The organism is Bacillus australimaris (genome assembly GCF_001307105.1).
Taxonomy (GTDB): domain Bacteria; phylum Bacillota; class Bacilli; order Bacillales; family Bacillaceae; genus Bacillus; species Bacillus australimaris.
Map to the genome: position 1 here is coordinate 553725 of NZ_LGYN01000001.1, position 14831 is coordinate 568555.

The window sequence follows — 14831 nt, forward strand, 5'->3', positions numbered from 1 at the left end:
TGTTTTCTGACAGGAGAGGCCGATTCATTATTTAATAGCAAGCATTTTCTTTAATGCAAGCAAAGCGTCTTTTGTGATGTCTTCATTGACCTGTATTAATCCGGCCGGGTCACCCTTCTCAATGCTTTCAAGTGACCAGAGCAAATGAGGCAGATCAATTCGATTCATGGTCAAACAAGGACACATATCTGGGTTGAGGGATTCAATTTGTTTATCTGGGTGCTGCGCTATGATCCGTTTGACTAAATTCATCTCTGTCCCAATCGCCCACTTGCTTCCTGCTGGCGCCTGCTTAATCGTATCGATGATAAATTTCGTTGATCCCGCTAGATCAGAAGCCATTACGACCTCATGTGTGCATTCTGGATGGACAAGGATTTGAATGTCACGGTCTTTTTTTCTCATTTCTTCAACATTCTTCACGGTAAACTTCTCATGTACAGAGCAATGGCCTTTCCATAAAATCATCTTGATACGGGAAAGCGGCTGGTCGGTGATGAGCTTTTCTTCTATCTGATCCCAAACAGCCATTTCCTCTAATGGAATACCCAAATCAAATGCCGTATTACGCCCTAGATGTTGATCAGGGAGAAACAGAATCCGTTCTTTTTGTGTAAGTGCCCACTCAAGTACTTTTTTAGCGTTTGACGATGTCACAGTCGCCCCGCCATGCTTGCCGACAAATGCTTTAATATCCGCTGTTGAGTTGACATACGTAAGCGGGAGTATGGTATCCCCAAACAGATCAGTGAGCTGCTCCCATGCTCTGTCCGTTTGTTGCATGTTCGCCATATCTGCCATCGAACAGCCTGCCCTCATATCTGGCAATATGACGCTTTGATTTTTGTTTGACAGCATATCTGCCGTTTCCGCCATAAAGTGAACACCGCAGAACACAATGTATTCAGCCTCATGATTGTCAGCAGCTATTTGCGCCAGCTGCAACGAATCTCCCGTTGCATCCGCAAACTCGATGACCTCATCCTTTTGATAATGATGGCCTGGTATAAAAAGCTTTGAGCCAAAAGCCCGCTTAATTTCTAACACACGACGCTTCATCTCCTCATCAGAGAGGTATTTATATTCATCCGGCATCATGACTGCCTGTTGATTGGCTAATACATCAAGCATAGACATGAGACGTTCCCCCTTTATGACTGAATTCCATATTCATACTAAAATCAAATGCTGGTGCAGAATGCGTCAGAAAACCAAGTGAAATAAGATCAACCCCTGTCCCCCTGTAACTTGGCAATGTCTCTAACGTGATGCCCCCTGAAGCCTCTGTCAAAATGGACTTTGGCGTCATTTGTTTCAAACGTTTTACTTCATCCGGAGAGCAGTTATCAAACATGATGACATCTGCTTTTGCATCAATAGCTTCCAATAGCTGTGTTTCTGATTCAATTTCCACTTCAATTTTTACCATATGACCGGCATATGCTCTCGCTTTTTCTACAGCTTCTCGAATAGAACCGCATGCGGCAATATGATTATCTTTAATCATCACCCCATCTGATAAGCCAAAGCGATGATTCTTTCCTCCGCCTGTTTTCACTGCGTATTTCTCTAACATGCGCAAGCCGGGAGTCGTTTTTCTCGTATCACAAATCGTAATAGATGGGTCACCTAATCGCTGTACCGCTTCATGTGTTAAGGTGGCGATACCTGTCATTCGCTGTAATACATTCAAAATGACCCGTTCTCCTTTTAGTAAGTCATTGACTGGGCCCTTGATTTTCGCCAGTACATCACCTGACTGAATCCAATCACCTTCTTGAAAAAACAGCTCAGTTTGAATTTGTTCATTCAGCAAACGGTATCCTATATCAATCACTTGTGATCCTGCCAAAATACCAGATTGTTTCGCAATGATAAGAGCTGTTCCTTTCTTATCTCCAAAGATGGCATCAGCTGATACATCACCAAAGCCAATATCTTCTGTGAAAAAATGAGTGAGCATTTGTTTTAACTGTAAACGTTCCATTTGGCACCGATCCTTTCATTTTTCATGATGTGCATGTGACCTTTTTCATGAACAATCTGCTTGCCCCGCCAAAAAGCATCGTTTCGCTTTGGATAATCCATTCGATAATGGCCTCCTCTGCTTTCTGTTCGGAGTAATGCAGATTTTACAAGGCAAACCGCTAATGCCCATTGATTGCTTAATTCAACTTGTTCATTTGTGATATCCTTCACATTCATTTGCTGAAAAGAGACTTGTTGTAATGTATGAAGCAAGGTCTGTAAGCCTTTTTCATCTCTCACAATGGCAGCATATGTTGTCATCCATTGACTCATCTCAGTCCTTGAAAGCATTGGGACAGACCATACTTCTTCAATAGAAAAAGCTGGGCTGGTTTCTTTCTGTTTAGGCAGCTGTTTCATTCTCTGTGCCGCTTTGCTGCCTAAAACGAGACCTTCCAAAAGAGAATTACTCGCCAATCGATTCGCACCATGTAAGCCTGTACAGGCCGCTTCTCCAATGGCAAATAGCGATGGAACAGTTGTTTCTCCATATTCATTGACGCTGATTCCGCCCATTAAAAAGTGCATACCGGGTGAAATTGGCAGCCTGCCGCTTGCCATATCGACCCCCGCACGCTGACACATTGCATAAATCGCTGGAAAACGAGCTGAAAAATGCGGAATATCATGGATGTTGAGATACAGATGATGACCTAATTGCTGCTCATGAAAAATAGCTCTAGCGACCACATCTCTAGGCGCTAAATCAGCTTGCGGGTGAATGCCTTTCATGATCCGCCTGCCTGTTTCATCTTCTAAATAGGCTCCCTCACCACGGACTGCCTCTGAAACGAGACCCACTGCTTTTCCAGAGATCGTCAAAAGTGTGGGATGGAATTGAACAAATTCAAGGTCCACTAATTGCGCTCCGGCTCGATAAGCCATCATAAGTCCATCTCCTGTTACAGAAGGATCATTTGTGTTTGTCTCATATAGGGAGCCGCAGCCGCCAGTTGATAAAACAACTGCATCTGCAGTCATCGTATGTACATGTCCTTTCTCGTCTTTCCATACAACACCCTTACATGTCCCTTCATGAATCAATAGATCTATCACATGGTGATTTTCGTATAAATGAATATGTGAGCCAAGCTGGCTTTTCAGAAACTGCACAAGGGTTTTCCCTGTTTGATCTCCTCCTGCATGCAAAATGCGGTGAGTCGTGTGCGCGCCCTCTTTACCTAATTGCGGCACCCCTGACTCATGTTGATCAAATGGAAAGCCTTCTGCTACGAGCTGCTCCACAAGATGTTTTCCAAGACGCACGATTTCCTGTACGATTCTTTCATCATTGTGATCACAGCCGGCAGCTAGTGTATCTTCCACATGCTGCTGAATCGAATCATGTGCTGAAAATGCAGCAGCAATTCCGCCTTGTGCGAGCATGGAATTACTAGAGGAAAATTGTTTTTTTGTCATTATGATGACTTGGCAGTTTTCCGAAATGGTTTTTGCAAAGGAAAGCGCTGCAATGCCTGATCCCACCACAATGATTTTTTTGATTGATGACATCATCGCCCCTCCTGTCAATTACACCTGTCTTGACACATATCATTACACAACACTACAATAAATACAAGAAAAAATTTTATCATAGGAGATGGATGAGTTGGTTTATTTAGATTACGCTGCTTCTACACCCGTTTCAGAGGAAGCACTGCATGTTTTTCAGCAGCTAAGTAAAGATTGCTATGGGAATGCAAGCAGTCTTCATGATGCTGGGGGAAAAGCACATGACATATTGACTTACAGCAGGCAATCACTTGCTGCCATGATTGAGGGCGAACCAAACGGAGTCTACTTTACAAGCGGCGGAACTGAATCCAATCTCCTTGCGATTCAATCCATCACAAATGGGCTGCCAGCACATAAAAAACATGTCATCACAACTTCCGTAGAGCACCCTTCTGTTCATCATGCGGTAAGCAGCTTAGAACGTCTTGGCGTGAAGGTCACAATCATTGAACCGAATCAAGATGGGATCATTACAGAGGACATTCTCAAAGAAGCAATTTTGCCTGAAACAGGACTAGTGTCTATTCAACATGCAAACTCAGAAACAGGGATTATCCAGCCACTTGCAGAATTAGCGCCTCTTTTAAAAGAAAGGAACATTCTTTTTCATACAGATGCTGTGCAAACATTTGGAAAGATTCGTGTGTCGATTAAGGAGCTTGGGGTCGATGCCGTGTCCATTTCTAGTCATAAAGTGTATGCTCCTAAGGGCGCTGGTGCCGTTTATATGGGCACGCAAGTTCCTTGGAAGCCTTTATATGCGGGTGCAGTTCAGGAAAATGGCTTACGTCCTGGAACAGTCAATGTTCCGTGCATCGGTGCTTTTATTGCCGCGAGCGAACAAATGATGCTTAGGCTAGATGAGCAGCATACATTAGATGAGCAGCTTCGTGATTATTTTCTTCAGCAGGTCAAATTAAGGAAGCTTCCTGTTCGGACACTTCAGGATAATGACAATCGCCGCATGCTGCCTCATATTATTGGTTGTTTTTTTGAAGGGTTTGAAGGACAATATGTAATGTTAGCATGTAACCGGCATGGGATTTGTGTATCAACTGGAAGCGCATGTGCTTCTGGTTATCATCATCCTTCCCCTGCTGTGAAGGCATTGCGTTTATCAGATCGTGATGCTCTTCAATTTATTCGATTATCATTTGGATGGCAGTCATCACAAGATGACATCGATCAGCTTTTGCATACATTTGAGCATTTGCAAAAGGAGAAGAAGGGAGCATAGGACGTGGAGCAAGAGAGGAAACTCATTGGCGAGGAAAGAAGAACCGCCATTTTAGAGTGGCTGAAAGAAACAGACACACCGCTTACCGGCAGCTTTTTAGCTAAAAAAGCGGCTGTCTCTCGACAAGTCATTGTACAAGATATTTCATTATTAAAAGCAAAAAACGAACCCATTATTGCCACAAGCCAAGGCTATGTGTATATGGCATCGCAGCATGCGCCAGAAAGAGAAATTGAACAAATCATCGCCTGTAAGCATGATCCTGTTCGGACAGAAGAGGAACTGACCTTGATTGTAGACTTTGGTGTAACGGTGAAAGATGTGATCATTGAGCACCCTGTTTACGGCGAGCTCACAGCCTCTATTCGTGTCAGCACACGGAAACAAGTCGCTGATTTCGTTCATCATATTTCTCATACCGGCGCGTCCTACTTGTCAGAACTAACTGACGGCGTGCACTTACATACCCTCACCTCATACAGCCAAAAGCAGCTTGACCAAGCCATCCAAGCGCTGGATGACGCCGGGTTTTTAATAAAAGACTAAAAAAATAGTGTCCCCGTGAGGACACTATTTTTCATTCGTTAATTCATATGTTTGGTAGCTGCCGAGCAGCTTAACCTCACAGCCAATTGCTTCTAATTCTTGAATCGCTCCAGGGACTAGGACCTCATCCATTTCTTTTTCAATATCAATAATAAATAAATAGTGTCCAAGACCTGTTTTTGTCGGACGAGATTCAATTTTTGACAAATTGAGGTTCCGCCAAGAAAAAGCAGATAGCACGCGGTGCAATGCGCCTGATTGGTCATCCTTTGGCAGACTGACCACAATGGTCGTTTTTGGCTTTGATGAAAAACCAGAGTTCATTGGGTACGACGCCTTAGGATCTTTATGTAAAATCACAAAGCGTGTATGGTTGTGCGGATAATCATGAATATCTTTTTTCGCAATCGTCAAACCATACGTTTTTGCGGCAATCTCATTAGCAATGGCCCCTACAGCTTCATCTGGATGCTCACTGATGTATTTCGCTGCATAGCCTGTTGATTCCACTGGCCGGTGCGGAATATGGGGATAATGCTTTTTCAGAAATTGATGACACTGGGCAATCGCATGAGGATGTGATTGAATGACATCTAATGACTCCCAGCTCTCCGCTCTTGACGGATGGACAAGCAAATGCTGCCGAATCGGTGCTGTCATTTCACCAACAATGGACAGCGCTTCTTCATGAATTAAATAATCAATCGTTAAGTTCACAGATCCTTCGAGTGCATTTTCAAGTGGAACGACCGCCAAATCTACTTCGCCCTTTGACACAGCATCCATACATTGCGGAATCGTTGCATAAGCCCGCTGCACTGCATCTTTTGGAAAGCAAGAGCATACGGCCAAATGAGTAAATGTTGCTTCTGGTCCAAAATAACCTACAGTTAATTGCTTCATCTGCTATGATCTCTCCTTTTACGCCCCAGAACCTAGAATTTCGACTTTTTCGACAAATTCAAGCTTTCTTAAATGATTCATGACGGTATTGATATCATCTGCCATACCAGCCGTGCTGATTGATAAGGTGACATTTGCTCTTCCCTGCAGCGGAATCGTTTGGTGAATGGATAACACATTACAGCCAGAGTCAGCTACAATTTGAAGCAGCCTTGACAGAGCTCCAGACCGATCCTCAAGGTGGAAAAACAATGTGATGATCTGCTCTTTCACCATTGTATAAAATGGAAAAACAGCATCTCGGTATTTATAAAAAGCACTGCGGCTTAAATCCGCTTTTTGAACAGCATCGGCAACTGAATCCGCTTTTTTGCGATCGAGAAGCTTTTTGACTTCAAGCGTTTTTCGCATCGCATCTGGAAGTACATCCTCTCTTACTAAATAGAACGTTTCTTCTTTCACCTGTTTTCTCCCCTTTTAAAAACGGGAGAGTCCATGGACTGGACCCTCCTTTTGATCAATCAATAAATTCGAATTCAAATTCAAGCAGACGAATGATATCGCCATCTTTTGCACCACGCTCACGCAAGGCATCATCGACACCCATTCCGCGCAGTTGTCTAGAGAATCGTTTCACGGACTCATCTCTTGAGAAATCTGTCATCTTGAACAGTCGCTCAAGTGCTTTACCCGTTAAGACAAACGTGCCATCAGGATCTCTTGAAATCTCAAATGGTGCATCTCCCTCATCAAACCTGTACATCACGCGGTTATCTGACAGCTCATCTTCATTATAGAGCGGGAATTCTGGTGTCGTCTCAAGCTGATTGGCGATTTCAAATAAGAGCTCACGAAGCCCTTCTCTTGTGATCGCACTTATCGGGAACACTTTATAGTCATCCGTTAATTTTTCTTTAAATGTCGCTAGATTATCAGCTGCATCTGGCATGTCCATTTTGTTTGCGACGATGATTTGCGGACGCTCTGTCAATCTCATATTGTATTGCTCAAGCTCTTCATTAATCGTCACGTAGTCTTCATATGGGTCACGTCCTTCAAGTCCAGACATATCAATGACATGGACAATGACACGTGTACGCTCAATATGACGTAAAAATTGATGACCTAAACCAACGCCTTCGTGCGCTCCTTCAATAAGTCCTGGCAGATCCGCCATGACAAAGCTTCGGTTATCGTCTGTTTCAACAACTCCGAGGTTTGGCACAAGCGTTGTAAAATGATAATCTGCGATTTTCGGTTTCGCAGAAGAGACAATGGAAAGCAGCGTCGACTTCCCGACACTTGGGAAACCAACAAGTCCAACATCTGCAAGTACTTTTAATTCTAAAATGACATCACGTTCTTTACCTGGCTCACCATTTTCAGACAGCTGTGGTGCAGGGTTTGCCGGTGTTGCGAAGCGTGAATTTCCACGTCCGCCACGTCCGCCTTTGGCAATGACTGCCCGCTGCCCATGCTCGGTTAAGTCAGCTAGTACTTGTTCTGTCTCTGCATCTGTTACAACCGTACCCGGGGGAACTTTGACAATCATTTCTTCCGCATTTCGGCCATGCTGGTTTTTACTCATTCCATGCTCGCCGCGATCAGCCTTGAAATGACGCTTATAACGAAAGTCCATTAACGTTCTAAGTCCTTCGTCTACTTCAAATACAACATCTGCACCATTTCCGCCATCGCCGCCTGCTGGGCCGCCCTTCGGTACATACTTTTCACGACGGAACGCCACCATACCGTTTCCGCCGTCACCGCCTTTAACATACACTTTAACCTGATCTACAAACATAACTTCCTCCGTTTCTCTGCATCACATATCTCGTTCTTGCCCCAAACAAAGCTCAATCATGGACTCATGAGTTGTCACATGAAATTGCGTTATACTCATACATGGATAGTTTGCGTCATGAAACGCATTTAACGCATCCAAACTTGTTAATTTTCCTTTAAAATCAAAATATAAGATCACATCATTCACTTCATGATCTGTTTGGAACGTGACCGTTAAATGATTTTCAGTTTTTTGGCAAACTGATTGATCGAATATCGAAAACAACTCCTGTGATACCGTTAGCAGCTGCGATTCATATGCTGATAAGTCTCGGGTTTCACCAAGCACTTCATATTCTAAGGTGATAAAATGCGACTCCCAATTAAATGTTAGAAAGTAATAGGCCAATTGGGGAATTTTTAAATTTGAGAGTTTGGATTCATGCTGTGCTTCAATGACCATTTCTTCTATAATTTCAAACACGCGGTCATATTTTTCTAAAGTCAAGTTGCCTTTGATCAGCTGTAATTTATTCATCCAGTCGTGTCTTGAACGACTGAGCAGATGGATCAATTCATTTGTTAATGCAACGTGAGTTAATTTTTCGTTTTCTTTACTTGGTATCTCTTCCATTATCGCACTCCCAATCGTTTGGTCTCTCTTTTAGGAGTCTTATCATCAATATGTCTCCCTGAATTATAACAGAGAAGACAGCATAGAAAAACACTAGTTATGTGAGGAAAGGTTGTTTTTTCTGATCGTATAGGAGAAAATGAGGCAAAGTCAGCAAACGTTCTTTGATATTTATGGAGTGCATCTTCTTTTTCATCTTCGGTATTACTTGTAAAAAGTGAAAAAAACTCCAGTCAATGACCGGAGTTTTTAGCAATTATTGTGCCGCAGGATATACGCTCACTTTTTTACGGTCACGACCGAAACGTTCGAATTTAACCGTTCCGTCGATTTTAGCGAAAAGAGTGTCGTCGCCTCCGCGTCCAACGTTTTCACCTGGATAGATTTTCGTTCCACGTTGACGATAAAGGATAGAACCACCAGTTACGAATTGACCATCAGCACGTTTAGCGCCTAAACGTTTAGACTCAGAGTCACGTCCGTTCTTTGTAGAACCTACCCCTTTTTTAGATGCGAAAAATTGAAGATCTAATCTAAGCATGAAGTTCACCTCCTATTTATTTGTTGATATTCTCACATAATCGTGATAATCTCGTTCGATTGTCTCTAAGGAAACGACCATGCCTTCTAAAAGCAACTGGGCTTTTTCAAAGGATACTGGATCTGTATCAGCCGGCAATTCAAAAGAGAAATAGCCGCCTTCCTCACCAATATCGAGCAGTGGGTCCAATCCTGTCAGTGCAATAATTGAATTGACTGAGCCGAAAACAACCGCAGATACACCTGCACAAACGAGATCCTGACCTTTTTCAGCAAACTCGGCATGTCCAGTCATCTGAAAAGACGTAATGCTTTCATCTGCTGATGACCGAGTAATGGTTGCTTTGATCATATCACTCACACGCCTTAAGCGTTGATTTTTTCGATAACAACTTTAGTGTAAGGTTGACGATGACCTTGTTTCTTGTGGTTGTTTTTCTTCGGTTTGTACTTGAACACAGTAATTTTCTTACCGCGACCTTGTTTTTCAACTTTAGCCGTTACTGTTGCTCCAGCAACTGAAGGGTTACCCACTTTGACAGTGTCTCCGCCGACAAACAATACGTTTTCGAAAGTTACTGTTTCACCTGCTTCAGCAGCTAGTTTTTCAACATAAACAGTTTGACCTTCTTCAACTTTTACTTGTTTACCACCAGTTTCGATAATTGCGTACATCTCTGCACCTCCTAATAAACTCAGACTCGCCGAATACAGGGGGCTATAAGCTCTTTACACCTGCTCCGCGCGGTTGTAGCACGGGTGCTACATATCCATAACATTAAAAAATATATCAAACTAGACGCAGAATGTCAATGTATTTTCACCATTAGTACGGTAAAAGAAGCTCTTCTATTGAGGAGGTGGTTCTTCGATCTGAAAAATATGCATGGAGCAGCTCATTTTCATCAAGCTGACTCATCTTCACGCCATCTCTTTCGATAATAATCGGATGCTTGCAGCCCCTTTTGAATCGTGCCATCACTTCATATACTTTTTCCTCAGCACTAGCTTTCAGCGGGATGAGTTTTTCTACCTTTTGCTCTTTTTTACCGTAATACCGTTCTAGTAAAAAGCGGACCCTGACATAATGCCGCTGCCTATGCTCCATCACGAGTGAATAGGCTAAAAAAGTGAGCAGCACCCAGCCATTAAACTGAAGCGGAGCAAACAAAAGCAGCCCTGCTGTCAATAGACCAAAAAAGACAAATGAACCTTTTATGGCAAGGGCATGTGCACGTTGGAAAGAGTAATAAGCTGATAAGAGCAAAAAGAATAATTTTCCGCCATCAAGCGGCCAAATGGGCAAAAGGTTCACAAGGACAATCGCCATATTATAAAAAGTGAACATCGTAAAGACATCGTGCGAGATAAGAGAAGCCTCCATAAAAAGCCATGCCATGAGCTGAAGCGGGACATGCTGTAGCGGCCCGCACAAAATGACCGCCAACTCTTCTTTTAGCGGACGGTTTCCATGTTCCTCTACTTCCACCGTTCCGCCAAATGGAAGTAAAAAAATCCGCCGAATACGCCAATGATAATAGCAGGCAGCCGCCGCATGTCCAAGTTCATGGACACAGACGATGATGAGTAGACAAAGCAGCGGCTTGATTTGACCTGACAGAATCGCAAACGCCATCACAATCCACAGCAGCGGATGAATGTGAATTTTCGACAGCATGAGCAGCCATCTATTCAAAGGTCATCACCTGAATAGGATCGATAAACTGTTCATTTTGCTTAATAGCAAAGTAATATGTGCCCTTCCCTTGATCATCAAGCGAAATCTGGCCAATTTTTTCACCCTTATCGACAAAATCGTATAAGGCCACATCCGCTTCCTTTAATTGACCATACCAGCTATAACTGTTATCCGCATGCTGCACCACCACGGTAAGCCCTGTATCACTTTTCTTTTTCACCTCGACCACGTAGCCTTCCTTCATACTATCAATAGCTTCCGCCGATGTTTCGACTTTGACCCCTGCACCATTTTGCGTAAAAGATTCCTGCACTTTTCCTGAAGCGGGTACAGCCAGCTCTTGATTCGCTTGTACATCCTTTTGGCCATCCTTTTTCTCGGTTAAAAAGGCTAACGGATGTCCAACAGTCTTCTCAAACCAGCGGTTGGCAGCTGCAAATTGAAAATCTTGCTCAAAGGTCTGAGTAATCATCGGCTTCAGCTGCTCGAACGGACCTGCCTGACCTTTAAATGAAATGGCTGTAATCAACACAAGGGACGCAGATAATAAGCATTTAAGCACAAAGGTATTGGGGTTAAATAAGGGATGACGGTATTTCTTTGGCTGGTGAGTCGCTGATTCATAGGAGGTTGAACCAGAATGCTTTTCTTCGTCGGTCAGCATAACCCATGGCGGAATATCTTCTTTTTTCTTGAAAGCCGCCTTTTTAGGGGGAGCAGCTGGCTTTATCGTTTTGCGGCGCTGCGCGATTTTCTTTCGGTACTCGTCCACTCTTTTCATGAGATCACCCTTTACATACAAACAATTTGTACATTTTATGTGACAACCTCATCTGATATGCAACAAAAAGACCGATTCTCATCGAATCGGTCTCAGCATGTAGACAAACACTCGCATTCGGCGTAAGGTCAGCTCCGGTGCTCGTCCTTCCTAAACTGAAAAGGTTTCCTATCACGCAGAAGTGTTTATGCTCTTACACCAAAAAATGCTTTTAGTTTTGCAAACATTCCCTTATTTTCATCTTCAAATGATTGAAGCGGTACAGATTCGCCTAGTACGCGGCGGGCAATATTGCGATACGCAATCGACACTTTGTTTTTAGCATCCATGACAATCGGTTCACCATTGTTTGAAGCCTTAATCACATCATCATCATCTGCTACTATGCCCAGTAGATCAATTGATAAGTGATGCACAACTTCATCCACATCCATTGAATCGCCATTTTTCGCCATGTGTGTACGAATACGGTTAACAATCAAACGAGGCGGTTCGATATCTTCTTGTTCCAACAAGCCGATGATTCGGTCCGCATCTCTCACAGCTGAAATTTCGGGCGTCGTCACGACAATCGCCTTATCTGCTCCAGATACAGCATTTTTAAAGCCTTGCTCAATTCCAGCAGGGCAGTCAATGACAACATAATCAAAGTCTTGTTTCAATGATTGAATTAATTCTTTGATCTGTTCTGGCTCTACAGCCGTTTTATCGCTTGTTTGAGCAGCAGGTAAAAGATACAAAAGATCCTCAAAACGCTTATCTTTTACAAGCGCTTGATGAATTTTGCATCTTCCTTCTACTACATCAACTAGATCATAAATAATGCGGTTTTCCAGCCCCATCACGACATCCAGATTCCGAAGGCCGATATCGGTATCAACTAGACACACTTTTTTCCCTTGAATTGCTAGTGCTGTGCCTAAGTTTGCAGATGTTGTTGTTTTGCCAACGCCGCCTTTTCCTGAGGTAATCACAATAGCCTCGCCCAATTTCACATTCCTCCCTCAAGCCTTGTCAGATTAGGTCTTATATGAGCCAATTGCTGCAGGCGTTCAATGATCATATTGCCATCTATATCTAAATAAGCACATTCCATTTCATTTCCATCTTCTTTTTGGTCTGGTGCACGGTTAAAAACTTGTGCGATGCGAAGCTGTGTTGGAATCATATGCGATGCTGCAATGACAGCTTGTTTGTTGCCATTACATCCAGCATGCGCCACACCTTTTAATGCGCCGAGAACAAAAATATTTCCCCCTGCACGGATTGTTCCTCCAGGATTGACATCTCCTATTAATAAGAGATCTCCTTCGACATACAGCACCTGTCCAGAGCGTACAATTTTTGCTACAGAGGTAATTTCCGCCTCTGCTTTTAACCGTTTCGCCTCTTCAGTTGACATGACGTCACTTTCAATGGAGTGGATGACGAGGTGTTCATTTTCAGACACCGCTTCAGTCAACTGTGTCTCCTGATCCTCTGTTAAATAACGAAAACCAAGCTTAATATGCACATTGACTTTATGTCCTTCTCTTCCATCTGTGTATTGCTCAAGTAAAAGAACCTCTCGCAAGCCAGAAAGAAGGTCATCAAACGAACAGTCATCATTTAACTGTAATGTTAATCCGTTTTTTGTACCTTTTATCGTCACATATTGCTGTTTTTGAGTTTTCAAGATGCTCACCTCAACAACATACTCATTTCGCCGTAATTGGACAAACTCCTGCTTTTATTCGTCGATCAGTCCTTGTTTCACCTGGATGAAAAAGAGCCTTAGCGGCACAACAAGTATGAGAGACGCAGCAGTATTTAAAAGAATCGTTGGAATAAAGCGTTCGATGACGTACGTATTAAACGGCATAATCCCTGGTTGAATGGTCGCTTGAACGCCGTATACATAAAACTCCATCACAGAAACAGCAATAATCGACAGAAAGACGACGACTAAAATGTTCGTTTGCAGCACTTTAAAAGCTTTTGCCAGCAAATAGCAAAGCGCCCCAAAGCCAAACATATGAACACCAAGTATGCCTGTATATGAAATATCATATAAAAGTCCAAAGATAAATCCGTAAATCACACCATATTTTTGATTCACAAAAGCAGTCATAAATACAAGTGCGAGTAAAATGAAATGAGGAGCTAAAATTTGATTCTCCGAAACAAATGGGAGCTTCACTAAATCGACAAAAATACTGTCAAATACGAAGATAAACAACATCACGAAAGCAAGAAGGACACGTTTCACGAGCCTTCCTCCTTCGTCAATACAGATGCATCTGCCGTACTTGTGCTGCGATTCACCACAATCACGCGGTCTAAATTGTTGAGTTCAGCCGCTGGTTCTACGTAAATGATTTTTGTCAGGCCATAATGGTCTGGTTCTATTTCACTCACCTTACCAATCGTCAAGCCTTGCGGGAATACGCCCCCTGCTCCAGATGTTTCAACAAGATCTCCTTTTTTGACATCTCCATCTGCATCGGATTTCAAAATATTCATTGTCAGCATTTTTTTCTTGCTGTCATAACCGTTAATGATTCCATTGAGTTCTTCTTTGCCCTTTTTCGCAAAAATTTTCGTTGAAATTCTATTATTTTGGTCAGTAGAGCTTAGCAACCTTACAGTCGAAGTAAAATTGTTGAGCTTATCACTTTCAATTTTCCCAATTAACGCACCACTCTCATTTGTGACCGCCATATCTTTGTCAACGCCTTGTTTTTTCCCTTTATCAATCATCACAAAGCTATCCCAAAGAGACGGGTTTCTTGCGATAACTGTTGATAGAATTGGCGTGTAGTCACGAATAGAGTTCACATATCCGAGCTGCTTGCGAAGCTTTTTGTTCTCATCTTCTAGTTCTTGAAGTTTCGCCTCATATTGGGTTTGTCCATCAAGTTTTTTTCGAAGACGCTCGTTTTCATCATATGTGTTCTTTAAATCTTGTACGTTTCCATAAATACCGGCAATAAATTGTGATGGTTTATGAAAGACACCTTGAAAAAAGCCTGTCGTATCCCCCACTAATTTTTCCGGCCATGAAGCACCTCTGCCGCTTTTCACTGAAAAACCAATCATGGCCACCAGTACGATGACACAGACAAGGAGCAACATTAATCTTTTATTCATAAAAAACTGCGGCATGTCTTACACCTCTTTAATT

The 14831-nt window shown here is 42.8% G+C and carries 18 protein-coding genes and 1 other annotated feature; of the genes, 2 read left to right on the forward strand and 16 right to left on the reverse strand.

Annotated features, from left to right (window positions below):
• Nucleotides 1-27: 27 nt before the first annotated feature.
• Genes nadA through nadB form a run of 3 tightly spaced genes read right to left on the reverse strand, consistent with a single transcriptional unit; the run spans nucleotide 28 to nucleotide 3540 of the window.
• A complete protein-coding gene (gene nadA, locus AKG37_RS02960; protein WP_060697495.1) occupies nucleotides 28-1137 on the reverse strand; it encodes a quinolinate synthase NadA in 1110 nt (369 codons plus the stop codon).
• Nucleotides 1124-1987 (reverse strand): carboxylating nicotinate-nucleotide diphosphorylase, encoded by an 864-nt coding sequence (gene nadC / locus AKG37_RS02965; protein WP_060697496.1) that lies wholly within the window; start codon nucleotides 1985-1987, stop codon nucleotides 1124-1126. Before nadC ends, nadA begins: the two co-directional genes overlap by 14 nt.
• A complete protein-coding gene (gene nadB / locus AKG37_RS02970; protein WP_060697497.1) occupies nucleotides 1969-3540 on the reverse strand; it encodes an L-aspartate oxidase in 1572 nt (523 codons plus the stop codon). Before nadB ends, nadC begins: the two co-directional genes overlap by 19 nt.
• 97 nt (nucleotides 3541-3637) lie before the next feature.
• On the opposite strand from nadB, the gene AKG37_RS02975 reads away from it, so the two are divergent.
• Nucleotides 3638-4780 (forward strand): IscS subfamily cysteine desulfurase, encoded by a 1143-nt coding sequence (locus AKG37_RS02975; RefSeq protein ID WP_060697498.1) that lies wholly within the window; start codon nucleotides 3638-3640, stop codon nucleotides 4778-4780.
• 3 nt (nucleotides 4781-4783) lie between these two features.
• Entirely contained in the window at nucleotides 4784-5326 is a 543-nt protein-coding gene (locus AKG37_RS02980; RefSeq protein WP_060697499.1) for a transcription repressor NadR, read from the forward strand.
• Nucleotides 5327-5350: 24 nt separating this feature from the next.
• Here the strand turns inward: AKG37_RS02980 and pheA are convergent, their stop codons facing one another.
• The 13 genes from pheA to mreC form a co-directional block, all read right to left on the reverse strand.
• Nucleotides 5351-6229: a prephenate dehydratase gene (gene pheA, locus AKG37_RS02985; protein ID WP_060697500.1), complete on the reverse strand. Its 879-nt coding sequence runs from the start codon at nucleotides 6227-6229 to the stop codon at nucleotides 5351-5353.
• 18 nt (nucleotides 6230-6247) lie between these two features.
• The gene (locus AKG37_RS02990; RefSeq protein WP_059375694.1) at nucleotides 6248-6691 is read right to left on the reverse strand and encodes an ACT domain-containing protein; all 444 of its coding nucleotides are present in this window, start codon (nucleotides 6689-6691) and stop codon (nucleotides 6248-6250) included.
• Between the two features lie 55 nt (nucleotides 6692-6746).
• Nucleotides 6747-8033 (reverse strand): GTPase ObgE, encoded by a 1287-nt coding sequence (gene obgE, locus AKG37_RS02995; protein ID WP_060697501.1) that lies wholly within the window; start codon nucleotides 8031-8033, stop codon nucleotides 6747-6749.
• Nucleotides 8034-8054: 21 nt separating this feature from the next.
• A complete protein-coding gene (locus AKG37_RS03000) occupies nucleotides 8055-8648 on the reverse strand; it encodes a sporulation initiation phosphotransferase B (protein WP_060697502.1) in 594 nt (197 codons plus the stop codon).
• Between the two features lie 256 nt (nucleotides 8649-8904).
• Complete coding sequence (gene rpmA / locus AKG37_RS03005) at nucleotides 8905-9189, reverse strand: 50S ribosomal protein L27 (RefSeq protein ID WP_003216586.1); 285 nt, start codon at nucleotides 9187-9189, stop codon at nucleotides 8905-8907.
• A 12-nt stretch (nucleotides 9190-9201) separates the two neighbouring features.
• Nucleotides 9202-9540 carry a ribosomal-processing cysteine protease Prp gene (locus tag AKG37_RS03010; RefSeq protein ID WP_060697503.1) on the reverse strand — a complete coding sequence of 113 codons (339 nt, stop codon included), beginning with the start codon at nucleotides 9538-9540 and terminating at the stop codon, nucleotides 9202-9204.
• Nucleotides 9541-9554: 14 nt separating this feature from the next.
• Nucleotides 9555-9863, reverse strand: a complete 309-nt coding sequence (gene rplU / locus AKG37_RS03015; RefSeq protein WP_003216781.1) for a 50S ribosomal protein L21 — start codon at nucleotides 9861-9863, stop codon at nucleotides 9555-9557.
• Nucleotides 9864-9875: 12 nt separating this feature from the next.
• Nucleotides 9876-9948: a sequence feature (ribosomal protein L21 leader region), on the reverse strand.
• A gap of 66 nt (nucleotides 9949-10014) precedes the next feature.
• Complete coding sequence (locus tag AKG37_RS03020; protein ID WP_060697504.1) at nucleotides 10015-10884, reverse strand: M50 family metallopeptidase; 870 nt, start codon at nucleotides 10882-10884, stop codon at nucleotides 10015-10017.
• Nucleotides 10877-11668, reverse strand: a complete 792-nt coding sequence (locus AKG37_RS03025; RefSeq protein WP_060697505.1) for a M23 family metallopeptidase — start codon at nucleotides 11666-11668, stop codon at nucleotides 10877-10879. Before AKG37_RS03025 ends, AKG37_RS03020 begins: the two co-directional genes overlap by 8 nt.
• 185 nt (nucleotides 11669-11853) lie before the next feature.
• Nucleotides 11854-12657, reverse strand: coding sequence for a septum site-determining protein MinD (minD, locus tag AKG37_RS03030; protein ID WP_007501531.1), 804 nt, complete (start codon nucleotides 12655-12657; stop codon nucleotides 11854-11856).
• A gap of 2 nt (nucleotides 12658-12659) precedes the next feature.
• Complete coding sequence (gene minC, locus AKG37_RS03035) at nucleotides 12660-13343, reverse strand: septum site-determining protein MinC (protein ID WP_060697506.1); 684 nt, start codon at nucleotides 13341-13343, stop codon at nucleotides 12660-12662.
• 54 nt (nucleotides 13344-13397) lie between these two features.
• Nucleotides 13398-13916, reverse strand: coding sequence for a rod shape-determining protein MreD (gene mreD / locus AKG37_RS03040; protein WP_060697507.1), 519 nt, complete (start codon nucleotides 13914-13916; stop codon nucleotides 13398-13400).
• A complete protein-coding gene (mreC, locus tag AKG37_RS03045) occupies nucleotides 13913-14812 on the reverse strand; it encodes a rod shape-determining protein MreC (RefSeq protein ID WP_060697508.1) in 900 nt (299 codons plus the stop codon). The genes mreD and mreC overlap by 4 nt, the downstream gene beginning before the upstream one ends.
• Nucleotides 14813-14831: the final 19 nt, after the last annotated feature.